At 49.6% G+C, this 20462-nt stretch carries 18 protein-coding genes and 1 tRNA gene; 11 read left to right on the top strand and 8 right to left on the bottom strand.

Going from position 1 to position 20462, the window contains the following annotated elements:
* Positions 1-285: 285 nt before the first annotated feature.
* From KKE17_14700 to KKE17_14680, 5 genes are all read left to right on the top strand, one after another.
* A complete protein-coding gene (locus KKE17_14700) occupies positions 286-918 on the top strand; it encodes a penicillin-binding protein activator LpoB (protein ID MBU1711248.1) in 633 nt (210 codons plus the stop codon).
* A 167-nt stretch (positions 919-1085) separates the two neighbouring features.
* A complete protein-coding gene (locus KKE17_14695) occupies positions 1086-2060 on the top strand; it encodes a caspase family protein (GenBank protein MBU1711247.1) in 975 nt (324 codons plus the stop codon).
* Positions 2061-2104: 44 nt separating this feature from the next.
* Complete coding sequence (locus tag KKE17_14690) at positions 2105-3391, top strand: hypothetical protein (GenBank protein MBU1711246.1); 1287 nt, start codon at positions 2105-2107, stop codon at positions 3389-3391.
* A gap of 190 nt (positions 3392-3581) precedes the next feature.
* On the top strand, positions 3582-4850 hold the full coding sequence (locus KKE17_14685; GenBank protein MBU1711245.1) for a hypothetical protein: 1269 nt from the start codon (positions 3582-3584) through the stop codon (positions 4848-4850).
* A gap of 157 nt (positions 4851-5007) precedes the next feature.
* Positions 5008-5382: a hypothetical protein gene (locus tag KKE17_14680; protein ID MBU1711244.1), complete on the top strand. Its 375-nt coding sequence runs from the start codon at positions 5008-5010 to the stop codon at positions 5380-5382.
* A 24-nt stretch (positions 5383-5406) separates the two neighbouring features.
* Here the strand turns inward: KKE17_14680 and KKE17_14675 are convergent, their stop codons facing one another.
* The gene (locus KKE17_14675; GenBank protein ID MBU1711243.1) at positions 5407-5955 is read right to left on the bottom strand and encodes a class I SAM-dependent methyltransferase; all 549 of its coding nucleotides are present in this window, start codon (positions 5953-5955) and stop codon (positions 5407-5409) included.
* A gap of 5 nt (positions 5956-5960) precedes the next feature.
* On the bottom strand, positions 5961-6527 hold the full coding sequence (locus KKE17_14670; protein ID MBU1711242.1) for a hypothetical protein: 567 nt from the start codon (positions 6525-6527) through the stop codon (positions 5961-5963).
* Positions 6528-6738: 211 nt separating this feature from the next.
* On the opposite strand from KKE17_14670, the gene KKE17_14665 reads away from it, so the two are divergent.
* The 3 genes from KKE17_14665 to KKE17_14655 all read left to right on the top strand — a co-directional run bounded on the left by KKE17_14665 (position 6739) and on the right by KKE17_14655 (position 9859).
* Positions 6739-7566 carry a YdcF family protein gene (locus KKE17_14665; GenBank protein MBU1711241.1) on the top strand — a complete coding sequence of 276 codons (828 nt, stop codon included), beginning with the start codon at positions 6739-6741 and terminating at the stop codon, positions 7564-7566.
* 21 nt (positions 7567-7587) lie between these two features.
* Entirely contained in the window at positions 7588-8577 is a 990-nt protein-coding gene (locus tag KKE17_14660) for a zinc-dependent alcohol dehydrogenase family protein (protein MBU1711240.1), read from the top strand.
* Positions 8578-8788: 211 nt separating this feature from the next.
* The gene (locus KKE17_14655) at positions 8789-9859 is read left to right on the top strand and encodes a hypothetical protein (protein ID MBU1711239.1); all 1071 of its coding nucleotides are present in this window, start codon (positions 8789-8791) and stop codon (positions 9857-9859) included.
* Positions 9860-9876: 17 nt separating this feature from the next.
* Here the strand turns inward: KKE17_14655 and KKE17_14650 are convergent, their stop codons facing one another.
* From KKE17_14650 to KKE17_14625, 6 genes are all read right to left on the bottom strand, one after another.
* Positions 9877-11952 (bottom strand): chloride channel protein, encoded by a 2076-nt coding sequence (locus tag KKE17_14650; GenBank protein ID MBU1711238.1) that lies wholly within the window; start codon positions 11950-11952, stop codon positions 9877-9879.
* Positions 11953-12135: 183 nt separating this feature from the next.
* Positions 12136-13251, bottom strand: a complete 1116-nt coding sequence (gene rodA, locus KKE17_14645; protein MBU1711237.1) for a rod shape-determining protein RodA — start codon at positions 13249-13251, stop codon at positions 12136-12138.
* 172 nt (positions 13252-13423) lie between these two features.
* Entirely contained in the window at positions 13424-15301 is a 1878-nt protein-coding gene (gene mrdA / locus KKE17_14640) for a penicillin-binding protein 2 (GenBank protein ID MBU1711236.1), read from the bottom strand.
* A gap of 25 nt (positions 15302-15326) precedes the next feature.
* Positions 15327-15863: a rod shape-determining protein MreD gene (mreD, locus tag KKE17_14635; GenBank protein ID MBU1711235.1), complete on the bottom strand. Its 537-nt coding sequence runs from the start codon at positions 15861-15863 to the stop codon at positions 15327-15329.
* An 8-nt stretch (positions 15864-15871) separates the two neighbouring features.
* Complete coding sequence (mreC, locus tag KKE17_14630) at positions 15872-16705, bottom strand: rod shape-determining protein MreC (protein ID MBU1711234.1); 834 nt, start codon at positions 16703-16705, stop codon at positions 15872-15874.
* Between the two features lie 236 nt (positions 16706-16941).
* Positions 16942-17979, bottom strand: coding sequence for a rod shape-determining protein (locus tag KKE17_14625; protein MBU1711233.1), 1038 nt, complete (start codon positions 17977-17979; stop codon positions 16942-16944).
* A gap of 338 nt (positions 17980-18317) precedes the next feature.
* Here KKE17_14625 and KKE17_14620 point away from each other — a divergent pair.
* The 3 genes from KKE17_14620 (at position 18318) to mpl (ending at position 20331) form a co-directional block, all read left to right on the top strand.
* Positions 18318-18393: transfer RNA gene (locus KKE17_14620), tRNA-Ala, on the top strand.
* A gap of 304 nt (positions 18394-18697) precedes the next feature.
* Entirely contained in the window at positions 18698-18886 is a 189-nt protein-coding gene (locus KKE17_14615; protein MBU1711232.1) for a hypothetical protein, read from the top strand.
* A gap of 11 nt (positions 18887-18897) precedes the next feature.
* Positions 18898-20331 (top strand): UDP-N-acetylmuramate:L-alanyl-gamma-D-glutamyl-meso-diaminopimelate ligase, encoded by a 1434-nt coding sequence (mpl, locus tag KKE17_14610; GenBank protein MBU1711231.1) that lies wholly within the window; start codon positions 18898-18900, stop codon positions 20329-20331.
* Positions 20332-20462 lie beyond the last annotated feature (131 nt).

Below are 20462 nucleotides of genomic sequence, written 5' to 3'. Positions count from 1 at the left end.
GCACTCTTCAGACTGATTGGTTTTGAATAGAATAATACCGAACATAAAAGGAATCCAGGCATGACTTTGGTTCCTTTATATTTTTGTGAGACAAAGAGTGCGGAATTTTGATTGTAATTCGGTTAAAAAATGGTGAATTATACCATATGGAATTATTTTTCGAGGCCTGCCTGCTTGACCCTCATATTATATTCTGCTAATATGTTTTTTCCAGCGTTTCTCGATGGTTACTCAATATTAATGACAGGGGATGGTTTGCCAGTTTTCTTCCTCGTGAGGTGCTTTATGAACATAATACAACATATTGTTGCAGGGTTATTTGTTTTATTATTGTGCAGTTGCGCGGCAACGCAGGGAGATAATGCCGGCGGCCATGCCGTGGTCTATGAAGATCCTTCCGCCAGAGGTGAAGTGAGCGGTATCGGCATTGACAGTAATGACATTGTGGCGATGACCGGAACAATGGTCAGCAGTATGCTGCAGAATCCCTTGCTCATGGGCAGAAAACCTGCACCCAGGATCATTATTGACGCCGAACATTTCAAGAACGAAAGTTCCACGAGAATCAACAAGAATATGATAACCGACCGGCTGCGTATCGAGCTTAACAGGGCGGCCAATGGCAGGATTCTTTTTCTCTCCCGCGAATACAGCGATGTAGTTGACAAGGAAAGAACAGATAAAAGGGAAGGCAATCTCACCAAGGGATCCATGGGGATGGCCAAAGCCCAGGCCGGCGCTGATTTCAGGCTTGTGGGGCGTATTTCCTCAAAAGACGCGCTCCGGCATAAAACCGGGCAGACCAGCCGTTTCCATCAGATTACCTTTGAAATGATTGATCTGGAAACCAGTGCGGTTATCTGGGGTGACCAGTTTGAATTCAAGAAGACTGGGCAGGATGATGTTGTATACCGCTAGTGTCAGTCCAGAAATGGTCTTTTGTATCCGATCTCTGTGTCATGCGAAAAAAATAATGCTCGAAATATCATTTATATGTCTGTGCTTATTTTTTTCGAATTCCTTGATCTCGAATAAAAATCCTCATTTCTGAACAGACACTAAAAAATCAAAGTGGACTATCTTTTATGAAACTATCAGCACATATTTTTCTTATCCTGGCTTTGGTTGTTTTATCTGGTTGCAAGAAAGAAGTCCGGGATACAAGTCATGACCCGGTGCCGCCCCCCAAACCGGTGAGCGCCCTTGAGCAGAATCTCCTTGAGCTCTATGAGGCGGAGACGGTTGCCGACTCCGGGCAACCTTCCTACACGCAATCCAAAAAGACGGTGGTCAATGATACCGACACCATCCCGGATTTTGCCAAGGCCTTCGATGACGACGACCTGGCGGTGGTCATCGGCATTGAATTTTACCAGACCCTGCCGCCGGTGGAATTTTCCGCCAACGATGCGGATCTTGTCCGGCAGTATCTGGCCAAAATGGGGTTTGCCGAAAGAAATATCCGCTATCTGGCAAATGAAAAGGCCACTGATTCGGCAATCCGCGTCTCCATTGAAAAATGGCTTGCCAACAACGTAAAACCAACAAGCCGGGTATTCTTCTTTTACTCGGGGCACGGGTCGCCTGAACCGACAACCGGCAACGCCTATCTGGTGCCATACGACGGCGATCCCAATTATCTGGCGGATACCAGCTATTCACTCACAAAACTATACGACAACCTTGGGAGGCTTCCGGCATCCGAGGTCATTGTGGTGATTGATGCATGTTTTTCAGGGATCGGCGGCCGTTCGGTTCTTGCCAAAGGAGTGCGGGCAATAACCATCAGAAAAAAGGAGCCCAAGGTCTCGGCCAATATGGTGATTCTGGCTGCGGCTCAGGACAAGGAGATTGCCACATCGTATCCTGAAAAGCAGCACGGACTTTTCACCTATCATTTCCTTAAGGCTTTGAAAGATGGGAAAAAGACAATTCCCGAAGTATATGAGTACCTCAAACCCCTGGTTGAAGATGAGGCAAGACGCCAGAACAAATCCCAGACACCACGTCTTTCACCGACGCCGGAGGAGACCGCCGGCCGTTTCACACTAGTCAGATAATCAAAACGCTAACTTGGCTACAATCTCAAAGAAGGAGAAAGTTCATGCGGGGAATAGTTTTATTATGTTGCGGACTGATGTTTCTTGCCACCGCTTGCGCCAGAACCATTTATCAGCCGGAGCAGATGTCCGGCTATGTTCAAGACGAGGAGCGGACGGTAACATCTTCGGACCGCGACCTTACCATTAATTACGATGGTGGCGATCTGGTTGCCGTTTCCCTTGACGACCGAACCCTTGACCAGCCCCAGAAAAGGCGGCTTAAGCAGTTCAAGCAGTGCTGGACCGTTGTGCACGGGCCGCAGAACCCCAATCCCATCGAGGCGATTTTTGGAATCGTCGAACTGCCCTTTGCGATTCTTGAGGTATTGCTCGGCGGCGGGCCATCACCCGGATGCAGAAATACCCGAACCGAATGGGCGGATTGGGAAAATTATGGTCCGGCAACCCCGGCGATCAATGAGCCCATTGCCAATGTTGCGGTGAAATTTGAGATAGAAGGGACCGGTTTCAGCAAGATGCTTGAAACCAATGAATGCGGCCTTGCAGCGGTGGACCTTGTTCAGGCCCTGGGTGGCATAGATAAGGGGGCGCGCGGCGTCACTCTTGCTGTCAAGGCATGGACCGGCGGCGGCGAATACATTGCGAAGCTTGATGTTTCCGGTTCAAAACTTTTTGAAAGACTTGGAAATAATTATCAGGAGGGAAGTCAGTCAGAAGCAGACATTGCCGCCACGCTGAAAAGTGGTTGCAAGGATCTTGCCGCAGATGTCGCCACCAGGAAATACGAGAATGCCAAGCAGACGGTTGCAACCCTGGTTCCCGGGATCATTCACGATAATTCCGGCAGCTATATGTGCCCCTTTACACAGGACGGCACTCTGGCCGATTGGACTGATATGATCATCAGCGCCAAGATCGGCGAGACCGCCGGCAGTGTAGTGGGTACCGCAGCCGGGGCCTATGCCGGCAAGGAAATCGCCGACCGGGCATTTGATAATGTGCCCTTTGGCGGTTTACTGGGCGGTATAGTTGGCGGCGCGGTGGGCAACAAGGTCGGCAAGGAGGTTGGCAAGAATCTTGGTCTTGAGGCTGCCGGCGGTATGGAAAACATCAGGAAGACATCTGATCTTTCTTTTAACAGTCTGGATCAGATGGCAAGATATATGTATCTGCAACATTCAGGGGGGGAGCATTATCAGGAGGCCTTGAACGCCGCGATTGCGATTTATCCAGAGTTTCAGGGAAGTTATGACAATACTGCCGCTGGTCTTTCTGTAAGTCAGAAAAGTCAATTCAGGGATGCTACGAGCTTGCTTTCAAATGATTAACGTGTGTCTGTCAGAAAAGGTTTTTTTCACCGATCTCTGCGTCATGTGGAAAAAATAATGCTCAGAATATTAAACATATGCCTGCGCTTATTTTTTTCGCAATCCTTGATCTCAATGAAAAATCCTCATTTCTGGACAGACACTATATCCAAATGATCCACGGAAAAAGGAATAGTGTTTAGGTAATCATATGGCTTTATTTGACAAGGTATCCTTCTTGTTCCGTATTTCGCGTCTCCTCGTTCTTGTGGCGGGTTGTCTGCTGGTTTTCACCGGTTGTGCCACAAGGCAGGAATTTGCCAAAAGAGATGTTTCCACCGGAGAAATGCAGGCGGTGATGCAGGACAGACCTGCCGAACTTCAGTCGGCCTACAGGAGACTCCTGGAGGAAGGCCAGAGAAATGCAGTGCTCAATAATATGAAACTCGGGCTTGATGCCAGGCAGCTGGGCTATCTGGACGAAGCCCAGAAGGCCTTTGAGGCAGCAACCCTGAGTATCAGCACCGTCTATGCGGATAACGAGGATGCGGCCAAGGCCAGAAGCCTCTGGTATGAAGAAGGTCAGAAGGATTTCAAGGGAGAACCTTACGAAAGGGCCATGGCCTTTTATTATCTGGGTTTGAATGATCTTGAGCGCGGGGATTTTGAAAATGCCCGGGCATCTTTCAAATCCGGGATTCAGCAGGATGCCTTTGCCGAGGAAGATCAGAACCGCTGCGATTTCGCAAGCCTCATTTTCATGGAAGGCTGGGCATCACAGTTGAACAACGATATGGGTATTAGCCGGGATGCTTATGATGAAGTGAAGAAATGGCGTCCTGATTTTGAGGAGCCCTTTGACAAGAATACCCTGGTAATTATTGAAACCGGCAAGTCCCCCAGAAAGGTTGCAGACGGGGCAGGGCACTCGCAACTCAAGTTCCGGCGCGGCAGGGATTTTGAGGAGTACCGTGCAGAGGTCTCGGTAAACGGCGGGCCGTATGTGGAGGCCTACCCCATGGAAGATATCTATCTTCAGGCAACCACCCGTGGCGGCCGGCCGGTGGATAATATCCTTAAGGGAAAGGCGGTTTTCCGCAGCCAGAATGTCAAGATCGGCAGTACCTTGAGTTCTGCCAGTGAGAAAGTCATGATGGCTGCAAGCGCCATGACTGCCGTGCCGGTGGTAATGGCTGCCGGCGCCGCACTTGGTCTGGTAAGTGTGACCCAGATGGCCCTGGCCGCCCGTTCGCGGGTGCGCGCCGATACCCGCTATTGGGACAATCTGCCTGACAGCACTCACATTCTGCCATTGAAGCTGACGCCTGGGAAATACACGCTGGATGTCAGGTTCCGGAACCGCTTCGGAAGTATCATTCCCGGAATGAAAGTGGTTAAAAAGATTGAGATGACCGGTGATACGCTGCCCCTGGTGTGGATCAAATCACGGCGCGAATTGAGCCAGGACCTTGCTTATTGATTGTGCATTTCTTGTCCTTTTCAGGATTGCTGGTTCAGTAACTATCTCTAACAAATTATTTTATCATTAACAAAGACTCTTTCTGCTTGAGACTTTTTAACGAGCGGTATATTGTTTTTTGGGATGCAAATTAATTTCTTTTTTGGGAGGAGAAGAAATGGCAGTGGAGCTCGAATACGATTCAAGCAGGGATCTGCATACTATTATTCTTAAAGAAAAATTCGATTTCGAGGGGATCAAAAAGATCCTCATGCCAATTTACCACGGCGCTACTCCTGGATCGACTTTACGATTCCTGTACGACGCCCGGCAACTCACCGGATCCATAGAAAATCACCAGGTCAAAGAGATGGTTGCGTGGACCACCGAAAACCGACCGAAAGTTGCCGGCAGGACCGCGATCATTGCTGAATCCGACCTTATATTCGGCATGGCCCGGGTGACCGAATCCTATTTGAATGCCTCGGAGATTCCGGCGGAGTATCGCACTTTCAGGGACATGGGGGCCGCGGAACGCTGGATTTTTTCTTAGTGATATTCTACGAAGCGTAATTCATCAGGTTTTTTCAAACACCAGTGCATTACTGAAGGCAATGCGCGGCAGGTCTTTGACGACAAAGCCCATTGCTTCGGCAGTATTTTGTTCCTCTTTGAATTGTCCCCTGGATACATGAAATTTGGGTTCGGCAATGAACAGTATTCCACCGGGTTTAAGTGCCGAATATACCTGGCTGAGAAAGTTGCCGATATCCGGAGTTTCGTGGACCACCCAGAAGGCCAGGGCGAAATCCAAGGGTTGGCGCACGCCAATGTCATCTTTCCTGCAAAGCCTGGTGGAAATGATCTGCGACAATCCTGACTTTCGCGCGCGTTTTTCAGTTTTTTCAAGCATTTTGGGCTGCAGGTCAATTGCCAGGACTCGACCGTTATCCTTGACCATTCTTGCAAGACCCAGGGAAAAAAAGCCCATGCCGCAGCCGAGATCGGCAACAGTCATTCCTGCCTTTACATAAAGGGAAAACATATCTTCGGGTTTATGAAAAAGGCTCCGCAGGGGATTATCAAAGGTGTAGGCAAGCCACCACGGGCAGACATGATTTCCCATGATTGTTATTCCTCAGTGCTTTTTTTTGAAATATAATTCAGTTGATCTCTATATCCTTCACGAAGGGTCTTGAATTTGCCGGTTTCCGTGTCCAGATTATAGATATTAAAATTTGTTTTGATGTCGAAACCTTCATAATGGACCGCAAAGTTCAGCGAAGCCGACCCGCCTTCGGCGCTCCTGATCCGGTGGAAGACCCCACGGGGCCAGACAAGCATCGCCGGTCCGTCAAAAAGAATTCTGTCGTCTTTTTCAATGCGATTGGCAGAAACCACAAAGCTTTCTATTTTCCCATGTTTTTTTGTGTAGATATCAACGTGGCGGATGCCATGCAGCACCATGAGGTTGTCGTCCTGGTGCGGATGCATGTACCAGGGCCTTGGGATATCGCCCACCGGTCCGGGGGACACAGCGCCTTTCTCGTGGATAACCCGGTCGATGGCATTGATGCCGGGGATCGCCTGCATTGGGACAATATCAAAATAAACGTTCGGTGTCCGCCGGAAGGGGACCAGGGGGATTATCCTGTATAGGCCGGGAATTTCTTTTTTTATTTCGAGTTGTTGTGTCATTTAAGGCCTCCAGGTGCTGATATTATTTTTTGGTTATTTGTAAAATCCTTACCTGTCTGCATGTAAGATAATTATAAAACAGATGGTTGGCCAGGATTTCGTCAGGAAATTTCGGATTGGCTAAATTTACCGGACACGGTATTTTTACTGGTAATTATTTTTTCCGTGCCGTTGTTTATCTCTTAAGGAATAGAAGGCTCTTGTCATGTTCATGCTTAAAAAATTTATAGCGCAGTTATTTTTTCCCTTGCCGATGATTGCCTGGCTGCTTGCAGCCGGCCTTATTCTCCTGTGGTTTTCTGAAAAGCAGAAAACGGGCAAGATTCTTGCGACCGCTGGATTTATTTTATTTGTGCTCCTCAGCAACAGCGGGTTTTCAAGCATGATCCTTTCCCCCTTTGAAAAAAAGGTTCCGCCGGATGCCGCGCAATTGTCCGGCGGAGAACACCGTCCCGGCAAATATCCGGTACGATTCGTGATTGTGTTGAGCGGAGGGCATGCCACCGATCCTGATCTGCCGGTGACCAGTTATCTGAGCCACTCATCCCTTGTCCGTCTGGTGGAGGGGATACGGCTTATGAGATATTATCCTGGCAGCAGGCTGTTGCTTTCCGGGGGCAAGGTGTTTGATAAAAACTCTGAAGCGAGTTCGATGAAGGATGTTGCCCTGGGTCTGGGTGTGGACGAGAGGCATATCGTGCTTGAAGAGCAGTCACGGGATACCAATGACCAGGCGCGGTTGATAAAAGCGATAGTCGGAGACAGCATCACGGTGCTGGTCACTTCTGCATCGCATATGCCCCGGGCTCTTGCCATGTTTCACAGGAATGATATGCGGCCGATCCCTGCCCCCACCGGCCATCTGGTGCAAAAAAATAGGAATTTCAATGTGTTACACTGGTTTCCCAGTGCGGAAAATCTCCGAAAATCAGAAAGGGCCTTCTATGAGACCCTGGGCACATTGTGGGCAAAGCTGAGAGGGCAGGCGGTATTTTTGGGCAGACACCAGGTACGGAAAAACCTGGGAATGGAAGAGTAGTCTGGAGGGTAGAGCAGGAATATGAAGGCCATGGTTTTGAACAAGCCGGGTGAGGCCCTTGAATATTGTGATTTGCCGATCCCGGATCTTGAGCCAGGAAAGGTTTTATTGCGGGTACAGGCCTGCGGCATATGCCGGACCGACCTGCACATAATCGACGGCGACCTTCGCGACCCCAAACAACAGCTTATTCTCGGCCATGAGATCGTCGGCATTTTGGAAGAACTCGGCAAAGGAGTAACGGGATTCACCCGCGGCCAAAGGCTTGGGGTGCCGTGGCTCGGCGGGACCTGCGGTGCATGCGGCTACTGTATTGCCGGGCATGAAAACCTTTGTGATTTCCCCAGGTTCACCGGGTATCAGATCAATGGCGGCTTTGCGGAATATGCCATTGCAGACCCGAGGTTTTGTTTGCCGATTCCTGACCTGTATTCCGATGTCGAAGCCGCTCCCCTCCTTTGCGCCGGCCTCATCGGTTTCAGATCTCTTACGATGGTTGGTGACGCGAAAAAGATCAGCCTCTACGGCTTTGGCGCTGCAGCGCATATTATCATTCAGATTGCCCGGTGGCAGGGAAGGGAAGTGTTTGTTTTTACCAGGAAGGGTGACAGCAAAGGGCAGAATTTCGCCCGTTCACTGGGGGCAAAATGGGCTGGCGGGTCTGATGAATCACCCCCGGAACCAATGGATGCGGCAATCATCTTTGCACCTGCAGGGGAGCTTGTTCCGGTTGCCCTTAAAGCTGTCGGCAAAGGCGGGGTTGTGGTCTGTGCCGGCATTCATATGAGTCAGATCCCGGCTTTTTCCTACGATCTTCTCTGGGGTGAAAGAAGTATCCGGTCAGTTGCCAACCTCACCCGGCAGGATGGCATTGATTTTTTTGAAATTGCCCAGCAGGTTCCGGTCCGGACCAGGGTTGAGGCGTTTCCATTAATGGAGGCCAATGCGGCGATTTGCAAGCTGAAACAAGGTGAAATTAAAGGCGCCGCGGTGTTGGTAATGGAAAAATGAGAACTGGTTGATAAAAATAATATGTGCCTCTTATCAATTCTCAGGTATTTTATGGTTCAATCTGAAAATAGTTTATAGCAACAAAACAATAAGACCTTAATTGACCGAGTTAGGAAATCGCTCAACTCAGGTAAAACTACATTGCAAAAAGTTTCTATTTTTTTCTATACTTAAGGGAGTGCAACTTGATAACACAAGTTAAGGAGAATATATGATTGTTATTGGCGATCGTTTCAGGGTTTTTGTTCTGGTGATCGGGTTGTTGCTCGTCTCTGTTTCCTGCAGCACCAAGATGACTGCCCTGAATGAAAAATTTGAAAAGAATCCCACCCTGTCTATTCAATACTGGGGCGAGGATTGGCGCAAAAAGAGCTGGACCCAGAGAGTGAGCGTCGCCCCTGATGAGCTTTTACGGAAAATTTCAGCCGAAAATATCAAACAGGGTTTTGTGGAGCAACCGGTAAAAGCAGAGCCATTGCCCGAATTTTACGAAGCGCTGCAGGCCCTTGATGCAGATATGCCCCAACCCCTTAAGTCTCTCCTGCAGGAGCGACTGGTGGGTGTTTTTGCGGTAAACGGCCTGGGGGGTACCGGATATACCGAGGTAGTCTATGATTCCAAGGGAGAGGAGAATCTCGGGATTATTGTCCTTGATGCCTCTGTACTCAAATCGCGGACAGCCAATGAATGGGCGAGCTGGAAGGAAAACAGTTTTTTTAATTCCGGAAACACAGAAAACATATCTCTGCGAATGGCAATTGAAGAAGAGCCCAAGGATACTGTGGCAAATGCGGTTCGCTATATACTGCTTCATGAGATGGGACATTTTTTCGGCATGGTTACCAAGGCGCACTCCTCCTGGATAGAATGGAGCGAAACAAAACAGATTGCGATGAACTACCCCTTTGCGCAACTGACCTGGATTCAGGACCCGACAGGTGAAGTCAGGAGCCGTTTTGACGGAGTGATTCCCGGGCGGCAACATATCAAGGCATACGCCAATGAAAAATCAGCCCTTGACCATTCAAGTGTCTTTCCGATTTACACCAAAATGAGCAGGTTCAGCAGTTTCCCGAGCCTTGCATCGGCTCAGGATCCATGGGAGGATTTTGCCGACAGTTTTGCAACGTATTTCCATACGGTTATTTCCGGCAGGCCCTGGCGGGTGATTCTTGAAAAGGACGGCAAACCCGTAAAAGTGATCGGCACCTGCTGGGATGAGGAGCGTTGCATGTTTAAAAGGGCGTTTATGCGGAAGTGGTTTGAAAAGCCCGGTGTTTGAGGGTTGCCGGGAGGGGGTCAGAGCAGGTCCAGTATTTTTTTTACCTCTGCCATGCGTTTCAGCCGCACAAGCAGGGTGATTTTATCGCCCTCCAGTATTGTCGTGCCGCCGTGGGGGATGTAGAGAGTCCCGTCTTTCCTTTCCAGCGAGACCATATTGACCCCGTGGGGAAGCTTAAGATCGGCAACCGGTTTTCCCACATTTCGGTTGGTGTTCAATATGCAGACTTCAATTACTTCCATATCGGTGATATTTCTCAGCGCCGCGCGATCTCTGGCTTGCTGCGTATGTTGTTTCCGCATAAGGGCAACATCGTAGGCTCGCATAATGTCACTGCGGCTTATGAGTCCGACGAGTTTTGTTTCGGCGTCGCGGGAAACAACCGGAAGTCGTGCAAGATCCCGGGAGGCCATCTTCCTGATCGCGTTCCAGACCGGTTCATCCGGGAACACCGTAATGGGATTTGCCGTTGCGACTTCCTCAACCCGGATATCACTGATTGCGCCATGCTGTGAGTCAAGTCGGCGCTCCATATCATTGAGGGTGACCATGCCGAAGAGATCTTCATCGCTGGCCATCACCGGAAAACCGTTGAGATTGGTTTCCTGAAAGGCGGCGAAAAGTTCCGCTGCCGATTGGTTTTTATGGATGGTGATCGGCGAATGGTTCATGACTTCTTCCACCAGCACCCCCTGCATGACATCCAGGTCCCGGCCCTGATCCAGCTTGATTCCTTTTCTTGTGAGTTTCAGGGTGTAAATGGAATCCGGATGCAGCCACTGTGAAAAGGAGGAGGCCACCATCCCTGCTGCCATCAGCGGCAGAATGAGATGATAGTCATTGCTCATTTCAAAAACTATGAGGATTGAGGTGAACGGTGCTCGAGCCGCGGCGGCAAAGACCGCAGCCATTCCAACCAGGGCGTAGGCCCCGACCTCGCCGGCGATTTCCGGAAACAGGGCTTTGGCTGCATAGCCGAAAGCTCCGCCGAGCATGGCACCGGTGAACAGCGACGGCGCAAAAACCCCGCCGGAATTGCCTGACCCCAGGGTGAATGAAGTGGCAAGGGGTTTTATGAAAACCAGAACGACAAGGAGGATAAAGGTTTCCTTGCCGAGCAGCACCTCTTCTATAAAAGTAAATCCCGATCCATAGACATGGGGAATATTTTCCACGAGCGGCATGCCCAGGCGGAATTTTTCAGGGGTAAAGCCCATGAATCCTGAAAAATGAATATAGGTATAGCCGGTGATGCCGAGAAGCAAAGCTCCTGCCGCCGGTTTAAGGGTTTCGGGGAATTTCCATTTCTTGAAAATGGTTTCCGTGGAATCAAGCATCTTGATAAACATGATGCCGACCACCGCCGCCAGCAGACCCAGTATCATATAGAGAAGAATCTCCCAGGGGGAATGCATGATGTATTTCGGGATTTGAAAAGCCGGGCGGGCGCCAAGAAAAACCTGGCTGACAATACTTGCGGAAACCGCGGCAATCAGCACGTTGCCGAACCTGGTTACCTGGAATTCACTCATCAGGACTTCCGAGGCAAAGGCGACTCCGGCGATGGGAGCGTTAAAAGTGGCGGCAATGCCTGCTGCCGCGCCGCAGGCCACGAGGTTCTTGATCCGTTCCGTTGACAGCCCCAGGATCTGTCCCGCTGAAGAGCCAAGGGCTGAGCCAACCTGGATAATCGGTCCTTCGCGGCCTGCCGAGCCGCCGGTGCCGATGCAGATTGCTGAGGCTATTATCTTTGCAAGAACTACTCGGGGGCGGATGCGGCCGCCTCTCAGGATAAGCGCCTGCATGACTTCCGGGACGCCATGCCCCTTGGCTTCGGAAGCCCAGTAGGCGATTATCGGCCCCACCAGAAGTGCCCCCAGAAACGGAATCAGCACAAAGGCCCAGGCGCCGAGAAACGGGAAGAAATTTTCCGCAAAGGAGTATGAGAAAACTTGAATCGAGGCAATGAGGCGGATGAAGAATACTGCGGCCAGGCCGGTTGCGGCACCAACGGCGACTGCGGTAAAGACTAATACCAGGCCTTCATGGGCGGTGAGGCGGTTCAGCTGTTTCGAGAGAAAATGTTTAAGCATTAAACTCTCCTTGAAAATGGTGCGGTGAAAGCCTTGTAAATCAGGCACATTATCAAGGGTTATATGGGTATAAAAGGTGTAAGGCCCGTTGTTACCTTTAATAGAAACAACACTCCAGGGGAAAAAGCAAATTATATTGTTTCAGTTTGTGCCGCTTAAGACACAGACTCAGGCAAGAAGGAACTAAAGGGTGGGCGCCATGAAACGCCGCATTCGGATATTCATAAGTATTGCCAGGCCCGCCAGAGTGGTGATCAGCGAGGAGCCGCCATAGGAAAATAACGGCAGTGGCATGCCGACAACCGGCAGCAGGCCCAGGATCATCGCAATGTTGATAAACGCCTGCCAGAAGATGAGTGAGATGATGCCGAATGCAAGCAGCACCCCGAATTTATCCCTGGAGGAAAGAGCTATATTCAGTCCGAGAAGGAGAAGAAAGAAAAAACAGATCAGGAAGAATAAAGAGCCGAGAAAACCCCATTCTTCTGCCCAGACCGAAAAGGCAAAATCCGTGTGCCGCTCGGGAAGAAATTCCAGATGCCCCTGAGTGCCTTTCAGAAAGCCCTTGCCGAACGTGCTGCCGCTGCCCACGGCAATTTTTGACTGCAGGATATGGTAGCCGCTGCCACTGGGGTCAAGTTCCGGATTGAATAATGTCAGGACCCTTTGTTTCTGATAGGGCTTGAGGAAGTAATTCCAGCCGATGGGGATGAGGGCGCAGCAAGACCCGACAAGGGTCGCGAGGGTGGTCCATTTGAGTCTTACAAAAAGGGTCATGGAAATAAAGATGAAGCAGAACATCAGCGCCGTACCGAGATCAGGCTGTTTGAGGATCAGCAGGAAAGGCAGGGCCGTGAGTAGGGCCGGCACTCCCAGTTCTCTCAGCCCAAAACCCTTGCCGGTATCTTTCCGGTAATAATAACTTGCCAGGGTGATGACCAGCACAAGTTTTGCCGGTTCCGATGGCTGCAGGCGAAAAAATCCCAGGTTTATCCAGCGCTGGGTTCCGGCGACAGTGCTGCCGAATACCAGAGCGATAACCAATAAAAGGATTGCACCTGCATAAAGAATATAATTCCAGCTCATAAATAACCGGTAATCAAAGCTGATCAGCAAGATGGCAAGGCCGAATCCCAGCAAGTAATAATACAGCTGTTTCATATACACCGGGGTGCCGAAATACTCATTCATCGCGGTGGCGCTGTATAGATTGGCTATTCCCATAACGGCGATGATCAGGATTGCCAGCAGGAATATCCAGTCAAAGTTTTGCAGGAGACGGCGGTCAAATTTGAACATTAAATGTTATCCGTAAGTTTGATGAAATCGTCAAAAGACTGATTCCATCGAGTTATTGCGTTGTAATCTGTTGATTTTGTGGTGGACCTTTTGCTACAGCGACTTTTCGAAGTCTCGTTTCTCTCTGGCTTATCTAAGAGTCCATCACCTTTGAATATTTTAATGTCGGCTCTTAGTCTGTCTCGATTACTGGGAAGAAGTCCGCATCATCTGATAGGATATTAAAATACTGTTTCAGGACCTTTTTAGCAATGGGGCCGGCGGTTGAACCTCCGTGACCGCCGTGTTCGACGATTACTGCAACGGCAATTTCCGGTTTGTCGGCTGGCGCATAGGCTGTAAACCACGCATGGTCCCGATATTTATAGGGGATTTCATCTTCCTTCAGGTCTTTATGCTGACTCAGGCCTACGACCTGTGCAGTCCCGGTTTTGCCGCCGACTTTTATGGATTTAAGCCGGGCGGCGCCGCCGGTGCCGCGAGGATGATTGACTGCAGCGACCAGTCCCTCGCGGATTAAGGCGATGTTTTGCGGGCTGCCCAAAATCTTTCCGTCAACCAGGGGGGTGAAACTCTGCAGGCTTTCCCCTTCAAGTCCCTTGACGGAAAGAACAAGCTGGGGTCGGTAGAGAATACCGCCGTTAACCAGTGCAGCCATCATCTGACATATCTGTAACGGCGTGGCGAGATTAAACCCCTGGCCAATTGATGCGGAAAGAGTCTCGCCGTCCTGCCAGGATTCGCCATATTTTCTTTTTTTCCAGGCCGAAGTGGGGATTAACCCTGGTTTTTCGTGTTCGAGATTGATGCCGGTTTTAGTTCCGAGGCCAAAACTCTGGGCATATTTGGCGATGTTGTCAATGCCGGTTTCCTGGCTGGCATGGTAGAAATAGACGTCGCATGATTCAGCCAGGGCCCGATGGAGGTCTATCGCCCCATGCCCGGATTTTTTCCAGCAGCGATAGGTTTTATTGCCGAATTTCAGGGCGCCGGAACAGTAAAAGATTGTTTTTGGAGTGATCGCCCCGGATTCAAGGGCGGCGAGTGCAGTATTGATTTTGTAAGTTGAGGCGGGCGGATACTGGCCTTGAATGCTTTTGTTGAGAAGGGGATGGAGGGGGTTGTCGAGCATGGATTTCCAGGCGGTTGTGGAAATGCCGTCGACAAACTCCTCAAGCTTTAACGGAGGAGAGCTGGCAAGAACAAGGATTTTTCCGGTGTTTACTTCCATGGCGATAACGGCTCCGGCCTTGCCCTCCATTGCCTGTTCAGCAGCGAGCTGGAGTTTGTGATCAATGGTCAGATATACATCATTGCCCGGCAGTGGTTCCTGGGCTTCGAGCTGTTTCTGCTCAAAACCCAGGGCGTCCACCTCAACATATTTCCGTCCTTTTTCGCCATGCAGATGATCTTCGTAGAGTTTTTCAACACCCATTTTGCCGATCTGGTCTCCACCCAGGTATCCCTTCCATTGCAGGGATTTAAGCTCATCCGGATTTACTTCACCGAGATAGCCGATGAGGTGTGAAGCCAGGTCGCCGAAAAGGTAATCCCGGATCGGCAGAACTTCGATACGGACGCCTGGGAGGTCTATTTTGTGGTTTTCAATATAGACCAGGGTTTTCCAGTCAATATCCTTTTTCAGGCGGATTGGGACATAACGCGGTTTGTCGGCGCTTTCTCTCACAATTTTGAGGAGGGCGGAGATGTCTTCGTCGAGTATTTTGGCAAGGCTTTTGATGACTTTGTCAGGATTCGGGGTGTCTTCCCGAACCCAGACAACATTGAACTGCGGCCGGTTGGCAACAACGATGTTACCTTTGCGGTCGAGGATGTTTCCTCGCGGCGCAGCAATATCTCTTGCCCGAACCCGGTTGTTTTCCGAGAGTTTGCTGTAATCCTGGCCTCGATGGATCTGCAGAAACCAGAGGCGTGAAATCAGGATCGCGATAAAAACTATGATAATCGCGGTTACGACATCTACCCGTCTTTTGAGGACTTTGAGCTCTGCTTCGTCTAATTTTCTTATCCGTGTGGGTATTCGTGGCATCAGGCTTTACTGGAGTATTTAAAAACTACGATTTAAAACGATTGCGCTGTTTAGCCCGCAATGACCAAACCGTTGTCTGTTTATGTTCAAGCACCGGAAAGATCCGGTCATACAGGTGACGGAGTGGAACGGATATAATTGAGATTATAAGGAGCTGGAGCAATATGTCCCGCCAGGACCAGTAGAACTGGTTTTCCGGCGCCATAATCGAGCAGAAAATGAAGAGGCCGACTGTTGTAAAGAGATAGCTGACAACAACAAGCGGTGCCTGGTAGTATGAATCTTCAATAAGAATGTGCCTTGAAACCCCTTTGATTACAAAAAAGAGAATGAGGTAGAGAAGGGGGTACAGTCCCAGAAATAAACCGGAAAAAATATCCATCAATAAACCGAAAAGCAGGACCAGGACCGTGCCGCGAAAGGTTTCCATACTTGTGCCGATAAAAACAACCAGGATGAACAGCAGGTCCGGTCTCCCTATCCATTCAGGCAAAAGAGGCAGGATGCTTGTCTGTATAACGAGCAGCAGGGCGCCTATTATTAAAAAACCGGTAATTCGCATACACAAGGTTACTCGGTGAGGGGGTTTTCCGTCAGTATAATTATAACATATTCAAGGGTTGAAAAATCCACCGCCGGAATAATATCGATCTGCTGAAACATGCCGCGTCTGCTTTTGACCGCTTTGCTCACCGTTCCGACGGGAAGTCCTTTGGGGAAGACGCCGCCGAGACCTGATGTGACAATCTGGTCACCTTCATTGACAACGGCATTCTTTAATACATATTGCATCTCGTAGGAGTTGTCTTTGCCCTTGACCATGCCCTGGACCCTTGTTTCCTGGATGAGTCCGTCAATGGCGCTGTTGGGATCGATTGCAAGAAGGATTTTGGAATAATGTGGAGAGGTGTTCAATACCTGCCCGATAACTCCTTCGCCGGTAACGACAGGCATGCCTGTATGTACTCCTTCGCTGCTGCCGCGATCAATAATTATGGTTTTGAACCAGAGGGAAGGATCTTTGCCGATTATTTGAGCGGTAATGGTCGGTGGTGAAACTTTTTCTTTTATTTCAAGCAGGTTTGTCAGCCTGGCATTTATTGCAACTGCTTCGCGATAAGAATTATTGGTTGCCTGTAATTTAATGATTTTTTCTTCGAGGCGTCTTTTTTCATCGCGGATGTTCAAGAGTGCGATGTACTCTTCCCATATGCTTCGAAAACCAGAGGTCACCTGCGAAACGGCATATTGGGCACTACCGACGATTTCCAGAGCAAGTTTATGCGGAGAATTGAATTTTTTACGGCCCACCGTGGTAACAATCAGGATGAGGATTAGGGTAAGAACAATACCGAAAACCAGTAAGGCTTTGACCTGTTGTTTGTGTTGTATTCTTTTTCTCATTGCATTTGCAACCGGCTGAAATTACAGGCAGATGCAGAAGGAAAGCAGCTGTGGTGGCCTCTTATGTGCTGTTGTGTCAGGAAAAACATTGTAGTTTTTTTGTCTGCCGCACTTCATGCCCGGCGGGATAAAGGGCCGGACTGCAGGTGATATGGGTTTTCAGTCGTTCCATACAGGAGAGAAACACCAGCGAAAAGGATTGTCCGGTGAATGAAACAGGATTGTTCGTTCGGCAATCAGGAGATCATGATGTCTTTAAGGACGTCAATATTTTCAAGGGCCTTGCCGGAGCCGAGGACTACGGAAGACAGTGGGTCTTCGGCAATGATGATCGGCAGGCCGGTTTCTTCCCGTAACCGTTTGTCCAGGTTCTTGAGCAGTGCGCCGCCACCGGTTAAAACAATTCCCCGGTCAACTATGTCCGCCGACAGCTCTGGAGGGGTTGACTCTAAAGCCAGCTTGACTGTTTCAATTATGGCATCAACCTGTTCTGAAATGGCAATTCTGACCTCGTTTGCGTCGATGGTCAGGGTTTTGGGAACGCCGGAAACCAGGTCACGGCCTTTTATGTCCATGGTGGCGTAAGGCTGTTCCGGCATGACATCGGCCAGGGTTGTTTTAATGACTTCGGCGGAATGTTCGCCAATTGCCAGGTTATGTTTTCTTTTAATGTAATGCAGTATCGCTTCATCCATTTTATCACCGGCAACGCGCACAGAGTTCGCGTACACAATACCGGCAAGCGAGATGACCGCAACTTCCGTTGTGCCGCCACCGATATCGACAATCATATTGGCGGTGGGTTCGGTTATCGGCAGGCCGGCGCCGATTGCCGCGGCCATGGGCTCTTCGATGAGGTAGACCTCTCTTGCACCGGCGGATTCCGCCGATTCGCGCACCGCCCTTTTTTCAACCTGGGTAATGCCGGAGGGAACACTGATAATGATTCGCGGATGTACCAGGGTTCTTCGGTTGTGGACCTTGTTGATAAAATAGCGAAGCATTGCCTCGGTGACTTCAAAATCGGCGATAACCCCGTCTTTAATCGGTCTTATGGCCACGATGTTGCCGGGGGTGCGACCCACCATCATTTTGGCTTCTTTCCCCACGGCGAGAACCTTGTTGCCCCTGGGGTCCTGGCGTACGGCGACAACAGAGGGCTCACGCAGGACAATGCCTTTACCCTTGACGAATACCAAGGTGTTGGCGGTGCCCAGGTCAATGGCAAGGTCGTTGGAAAGCCATCCGAAAAGCGAATTGAAGGGAGGGAACATTGGGTTTGTGCCTCAGAATTAAGCAGTTTCTAGGTTGAGTGTAGTAAATTTGAAGCAATTCCGGCATTGATTGCTAATTTCATGAGTTTCGAACGATTGTAATACCCAAGACATTTTTTTTGCAAATATCGGCATAAAGCCAATTAAACTTCAATGTTTTCCATATATTGCTGAATCAGGTATAAGCAAAAATGACTCTAACAGACTCTATTTTGCTTGGCAAGAGAAATGCAAGCCATTGCGTAAGAGAAAAACACTTGACACTGGTTTGGGTTGCATGGTAATCAAAAATCCCTCATTTGCAGGCGATTCTCAGGTGGAAAAATTGCAAAGAATGTGGGGCTATAGCTCAGCTGGGAGAGCGCTTGAATGGCATTCAAGAGGTCAGCGGTTCGATCCCGCTTAGCTCCACCAATATATTATCTGTTTTTTAGGGAGGGCTTGATAGGTTTTTCCTAAAGGTCAGCCTCTGGCGGCATAAAAGAATTGGCCTTCTTCAAGCCGCTGAGGCTTTCTTGTCGTTCGAAAACGATCGCATGGTTCGACTTTGCCCCCCACGATCTGAGCGCCCGACAGGGCGACCCGAACCAACTGACCTGCTCGAAATCGTCGCCTATCTGCGAACATGACCGATCCGGTGATCGCTTACGGATAAATGAAAGGGATTCCAGGTTTGAAACCTGGCGCGCATCCCGGGACCAGTTAATTCAAGTACATCATGAGCTCATCAAATAAACCAGCAGAACAAAACGATGCAACAAGCAAACCGGTCTCCGATGACACTATCCTCAAAGTGGCAAAAGAGGTTGTGGTGAAATTCATCGAAGTGGGGCGATTGTCGCCTTCAAATTTCAGTGAAACCTTCGAAGACATCTATAAATCGGTACGCGACACCGTCCGGTCCTGAGTGATCAGGTGATGCTTGATCCTTCGCTGAATTTTTTCCCTGATCCCGTCAAGCATATACATCTCATGGGTGCATGCGGTACCGGCATGGGCGCCCTTGCCGGAATGCTTATTGATTCCGGTTACCGGGTTACCGGTTCAGACGCAAATATCTATCCGCCGATGAGTGACTTTCTGGCGGGTATCGGCGTTGCTCTTCTCAGCGGTTATGGACCGGGGAATCTCGACCCGGAGCCCGACCTTGTCGTAGTCGGCAATGTGATTTCCGCCGGGAATCCAGAGGCGGTTTCTCTTTATGATCGCGGTCTTCCGTATGTTTCCTTTCCCCAGGCAATGGGCCATTACTTCCTGAAAGGCAAATCTTCTATTGTGGTTTCGGGCACCCACGGGAAAACCACCACATCTTCAATTCTTGCAACGGCTCTTGATTCCGCAGGCCTGGATCCCGGTTTTATGATCGGCGGTCTGGTGCAGGCATTTGGCCGGAATTTTAATATAGGTTCCGGGGATTATTTCGTCATTGAAGGGGATGAGTACGATACCGCTTTTTTCGATAAAGGCCCGAAATTCCTTCATTATCAGCCGCAAATAGCAATAATTACAAGTATAGAATTTGATCACGCCGACATTTTTGATGATCTTGATTCCATAAAAAAGGCTTTCAGGAAATTGGTGGAGATTGTCCCAACGCATGGCTGTATTGTTGCTTGCATGGATGATCCGGTGGTGCGCGAGATTGTTGCCCATGCCAAATGCCCGGTCAAATCCTATGGGACAGGTCCCGATCAGGAGTGGTCATTAAGGAATCTGGTGGTTTCAAGATCGGGGACACGATTTGAAGTTCTGAAGAATGGCGAGCCGTTCGTGGAGGTGATGACCGCAATGCCCGGGATGCATAATGCGCTGAATAGCCTTGCGGTTATTGCGGTATTGGACCATATCGGTGTCAGTCCTGAGAAGATCGCTCAGGGTCTTAAAGAATTTCAGGGCGTCAAGCGGCGACAGGAAGTTCGGGGGATTGCAAAGGGAGTAACGGTGATTGACGATTTTGCCCATCACCCCACTGCAGTTGAAGCAACGCTTGCCGCCTTGAAAGGGGCATACGACGGGGATCGCCTCATTGCAGTTTTTGAGCCCCGGACAAATTCCAGCCGCAGGAAAATATTTCAAAACGCCTATGTTGATGTCTTCGGGAAGGCAGACATGGTGCTGATCAAGGAGCCGGAGCCCTTGAAAAATATTCCGGAAAGCGCACGGTTTTCTTCACACCAGCTGGTTGCCGACCTGGTACATAGACATTCGGCCAATGCCCAGTATTTTGCCGATACTGAAGCCATTTTGAATTTTCTTGTCAAGGTTGTTGAGCCAGGGGATGTAGTGGCAATCCTGTCCAACGGCGGCTTCGATAATATCCATGAAAGACTGCTGGCAATGCTCAAAGAATGACATTGCCTGGGAAATAATTATTTCCGGCAGGATCTTTCATATTGCATGAAGTGTCACGATTCGCACCAACCTATAAGTTGTAATTGTCAGGAAAATGATCCATGAGCGGGGTGTTGTTTTGCTATGGTAAC

The organism is Pseudomonadota bacterium, assembly GCA_018823135.1.
Taxonomy (GTDB): Bacteria; Desulfobacterota; Desulfobulbia; order Desulfobulbales; family CALZHT01; genus JAHJJF01.
This window is presented reverse-complemented; position numbering and strand designations above follow the sequence as displayed.

Bases quoted from the DNA above. Each gene is read 5' to 3' on its own strand.
- KKE17_14700 (MBU1711248.1), top strand. From the start codon at position 286: ATGAACATAATACAACATATTGTTGCAGGGTTATTTGTTTTATTATTG.
- rodA (MBU1711237.1), bottom strand. From the start codon at position 13,251: ATGTTCAAATTTGACCGCCGTCTCCTGCAAAACTTTGACTGGATATTC.
- KKE17_14655 (MBU1711239.1), top strand. From the start codon at position 8,789: ATGATTGTTATTGGCGATCGTTTCAGGGTTTTTGTTCTGGTGATCGGG.
- KKE17_14685 (MBU1711245.1), top strand. From the start codon at position 3,582: ATGGCTTTATTTGACAAGGTATCCTTCTTGTTCCGTATTTCGCGTCTC.
- mpl (MBU1711231.1), top strand. From the start codon at position 18,898: ATGCTTGATCCTTCGCTGAATTTTTTCCCTGATCCCGTCAAGCATATA.
- KKE17_14650 (MBU1711238.1), bottom strand. From the start codon at position 11,952: ATGCTTAAACATTTTCTCTCGAAACAGCTGAACCGCCTCACCGCCCAT.
- KKE17_14675 (MBU1711243.1), bottom strand. From the start codon at position 5,955: ATGGGAAATCATGTCTGCCCGTGGTGGCTTGCCTACACCTTTGATAAT.
- KKE17_14695 (MBU1711247.1), top strand. From the start codon at position 1,086: ATGAAACTATCAGCACATATTTTTCTTATCCTGGCTTTGGTTGTTTTA.
- mreD (MBU1711235.1), bottom strand. From the start codon at position 15,863: ATGCGAATTACCGGTTTTTTAATAATAGGCGCCCTGCTGCTCGTTATA.
- mreC (MBU1711234.1), bottom strand. From the start codon at position 16,705: ATGAGAAAAAGAATACAACACAAACAACAGGTCAAAGCCTTACTGGTT.
- KKE17_14625 (MBU1711233.1), bottom strand. From the start codon at position 17,979: ATGTTCCCTCCCTTCAATTCGCTTTTCGGATGGCTTTCCAACGACCTT.
- mrdA (MBU1711236.1), bottom strand. From the start codon at position 15,301: ATGCCACGAATACCCACACGGATAAGAAAATTAGACGAAGCAGAGCTC.
- KKE17_14660 (MBU1711240.1), top strand. From the start codon at position 7,588: ATGAAGGCCATGGTTTTGAACAAGCCGGGTGAGGCCCTTGAATATTGT.
- KKE17_14690 (MBU1711246.1), top strand. From the start codon at position 2,105: ATGCGGGGAATAGTTTTATTATGTTGCGGACTGATGTTTCTTGCCACC.
- KKE17_14670 (MBU1711242.1), bottom strand. From the start codon at position 6,527: ATGACACAACAACTCGAAATAAAAAAAGAAATTCCCGGCCTATACAGG.
- KKE17_14615 (MBU1711232.1), top strand. From the start codon at position 18,698: ATGAGCTCATCAAATAAACCAGCAGAACAAAACGATGCAACAAGCAAA.
- KKE17_14680 (MBU1711244.1), top strand. From the start codon at position 5,008: ATGGCAGTGGAGCTCGAATACGATTCAAGCAGGGATCTGCATACTATT.
- KKE17_14665 (MBU1711241.1), top strand. From the start codon at position 6,739: ATGCTTAAAAAATTTATAGCGCAGTTATTTTTTCCCTTGCCGATGATT.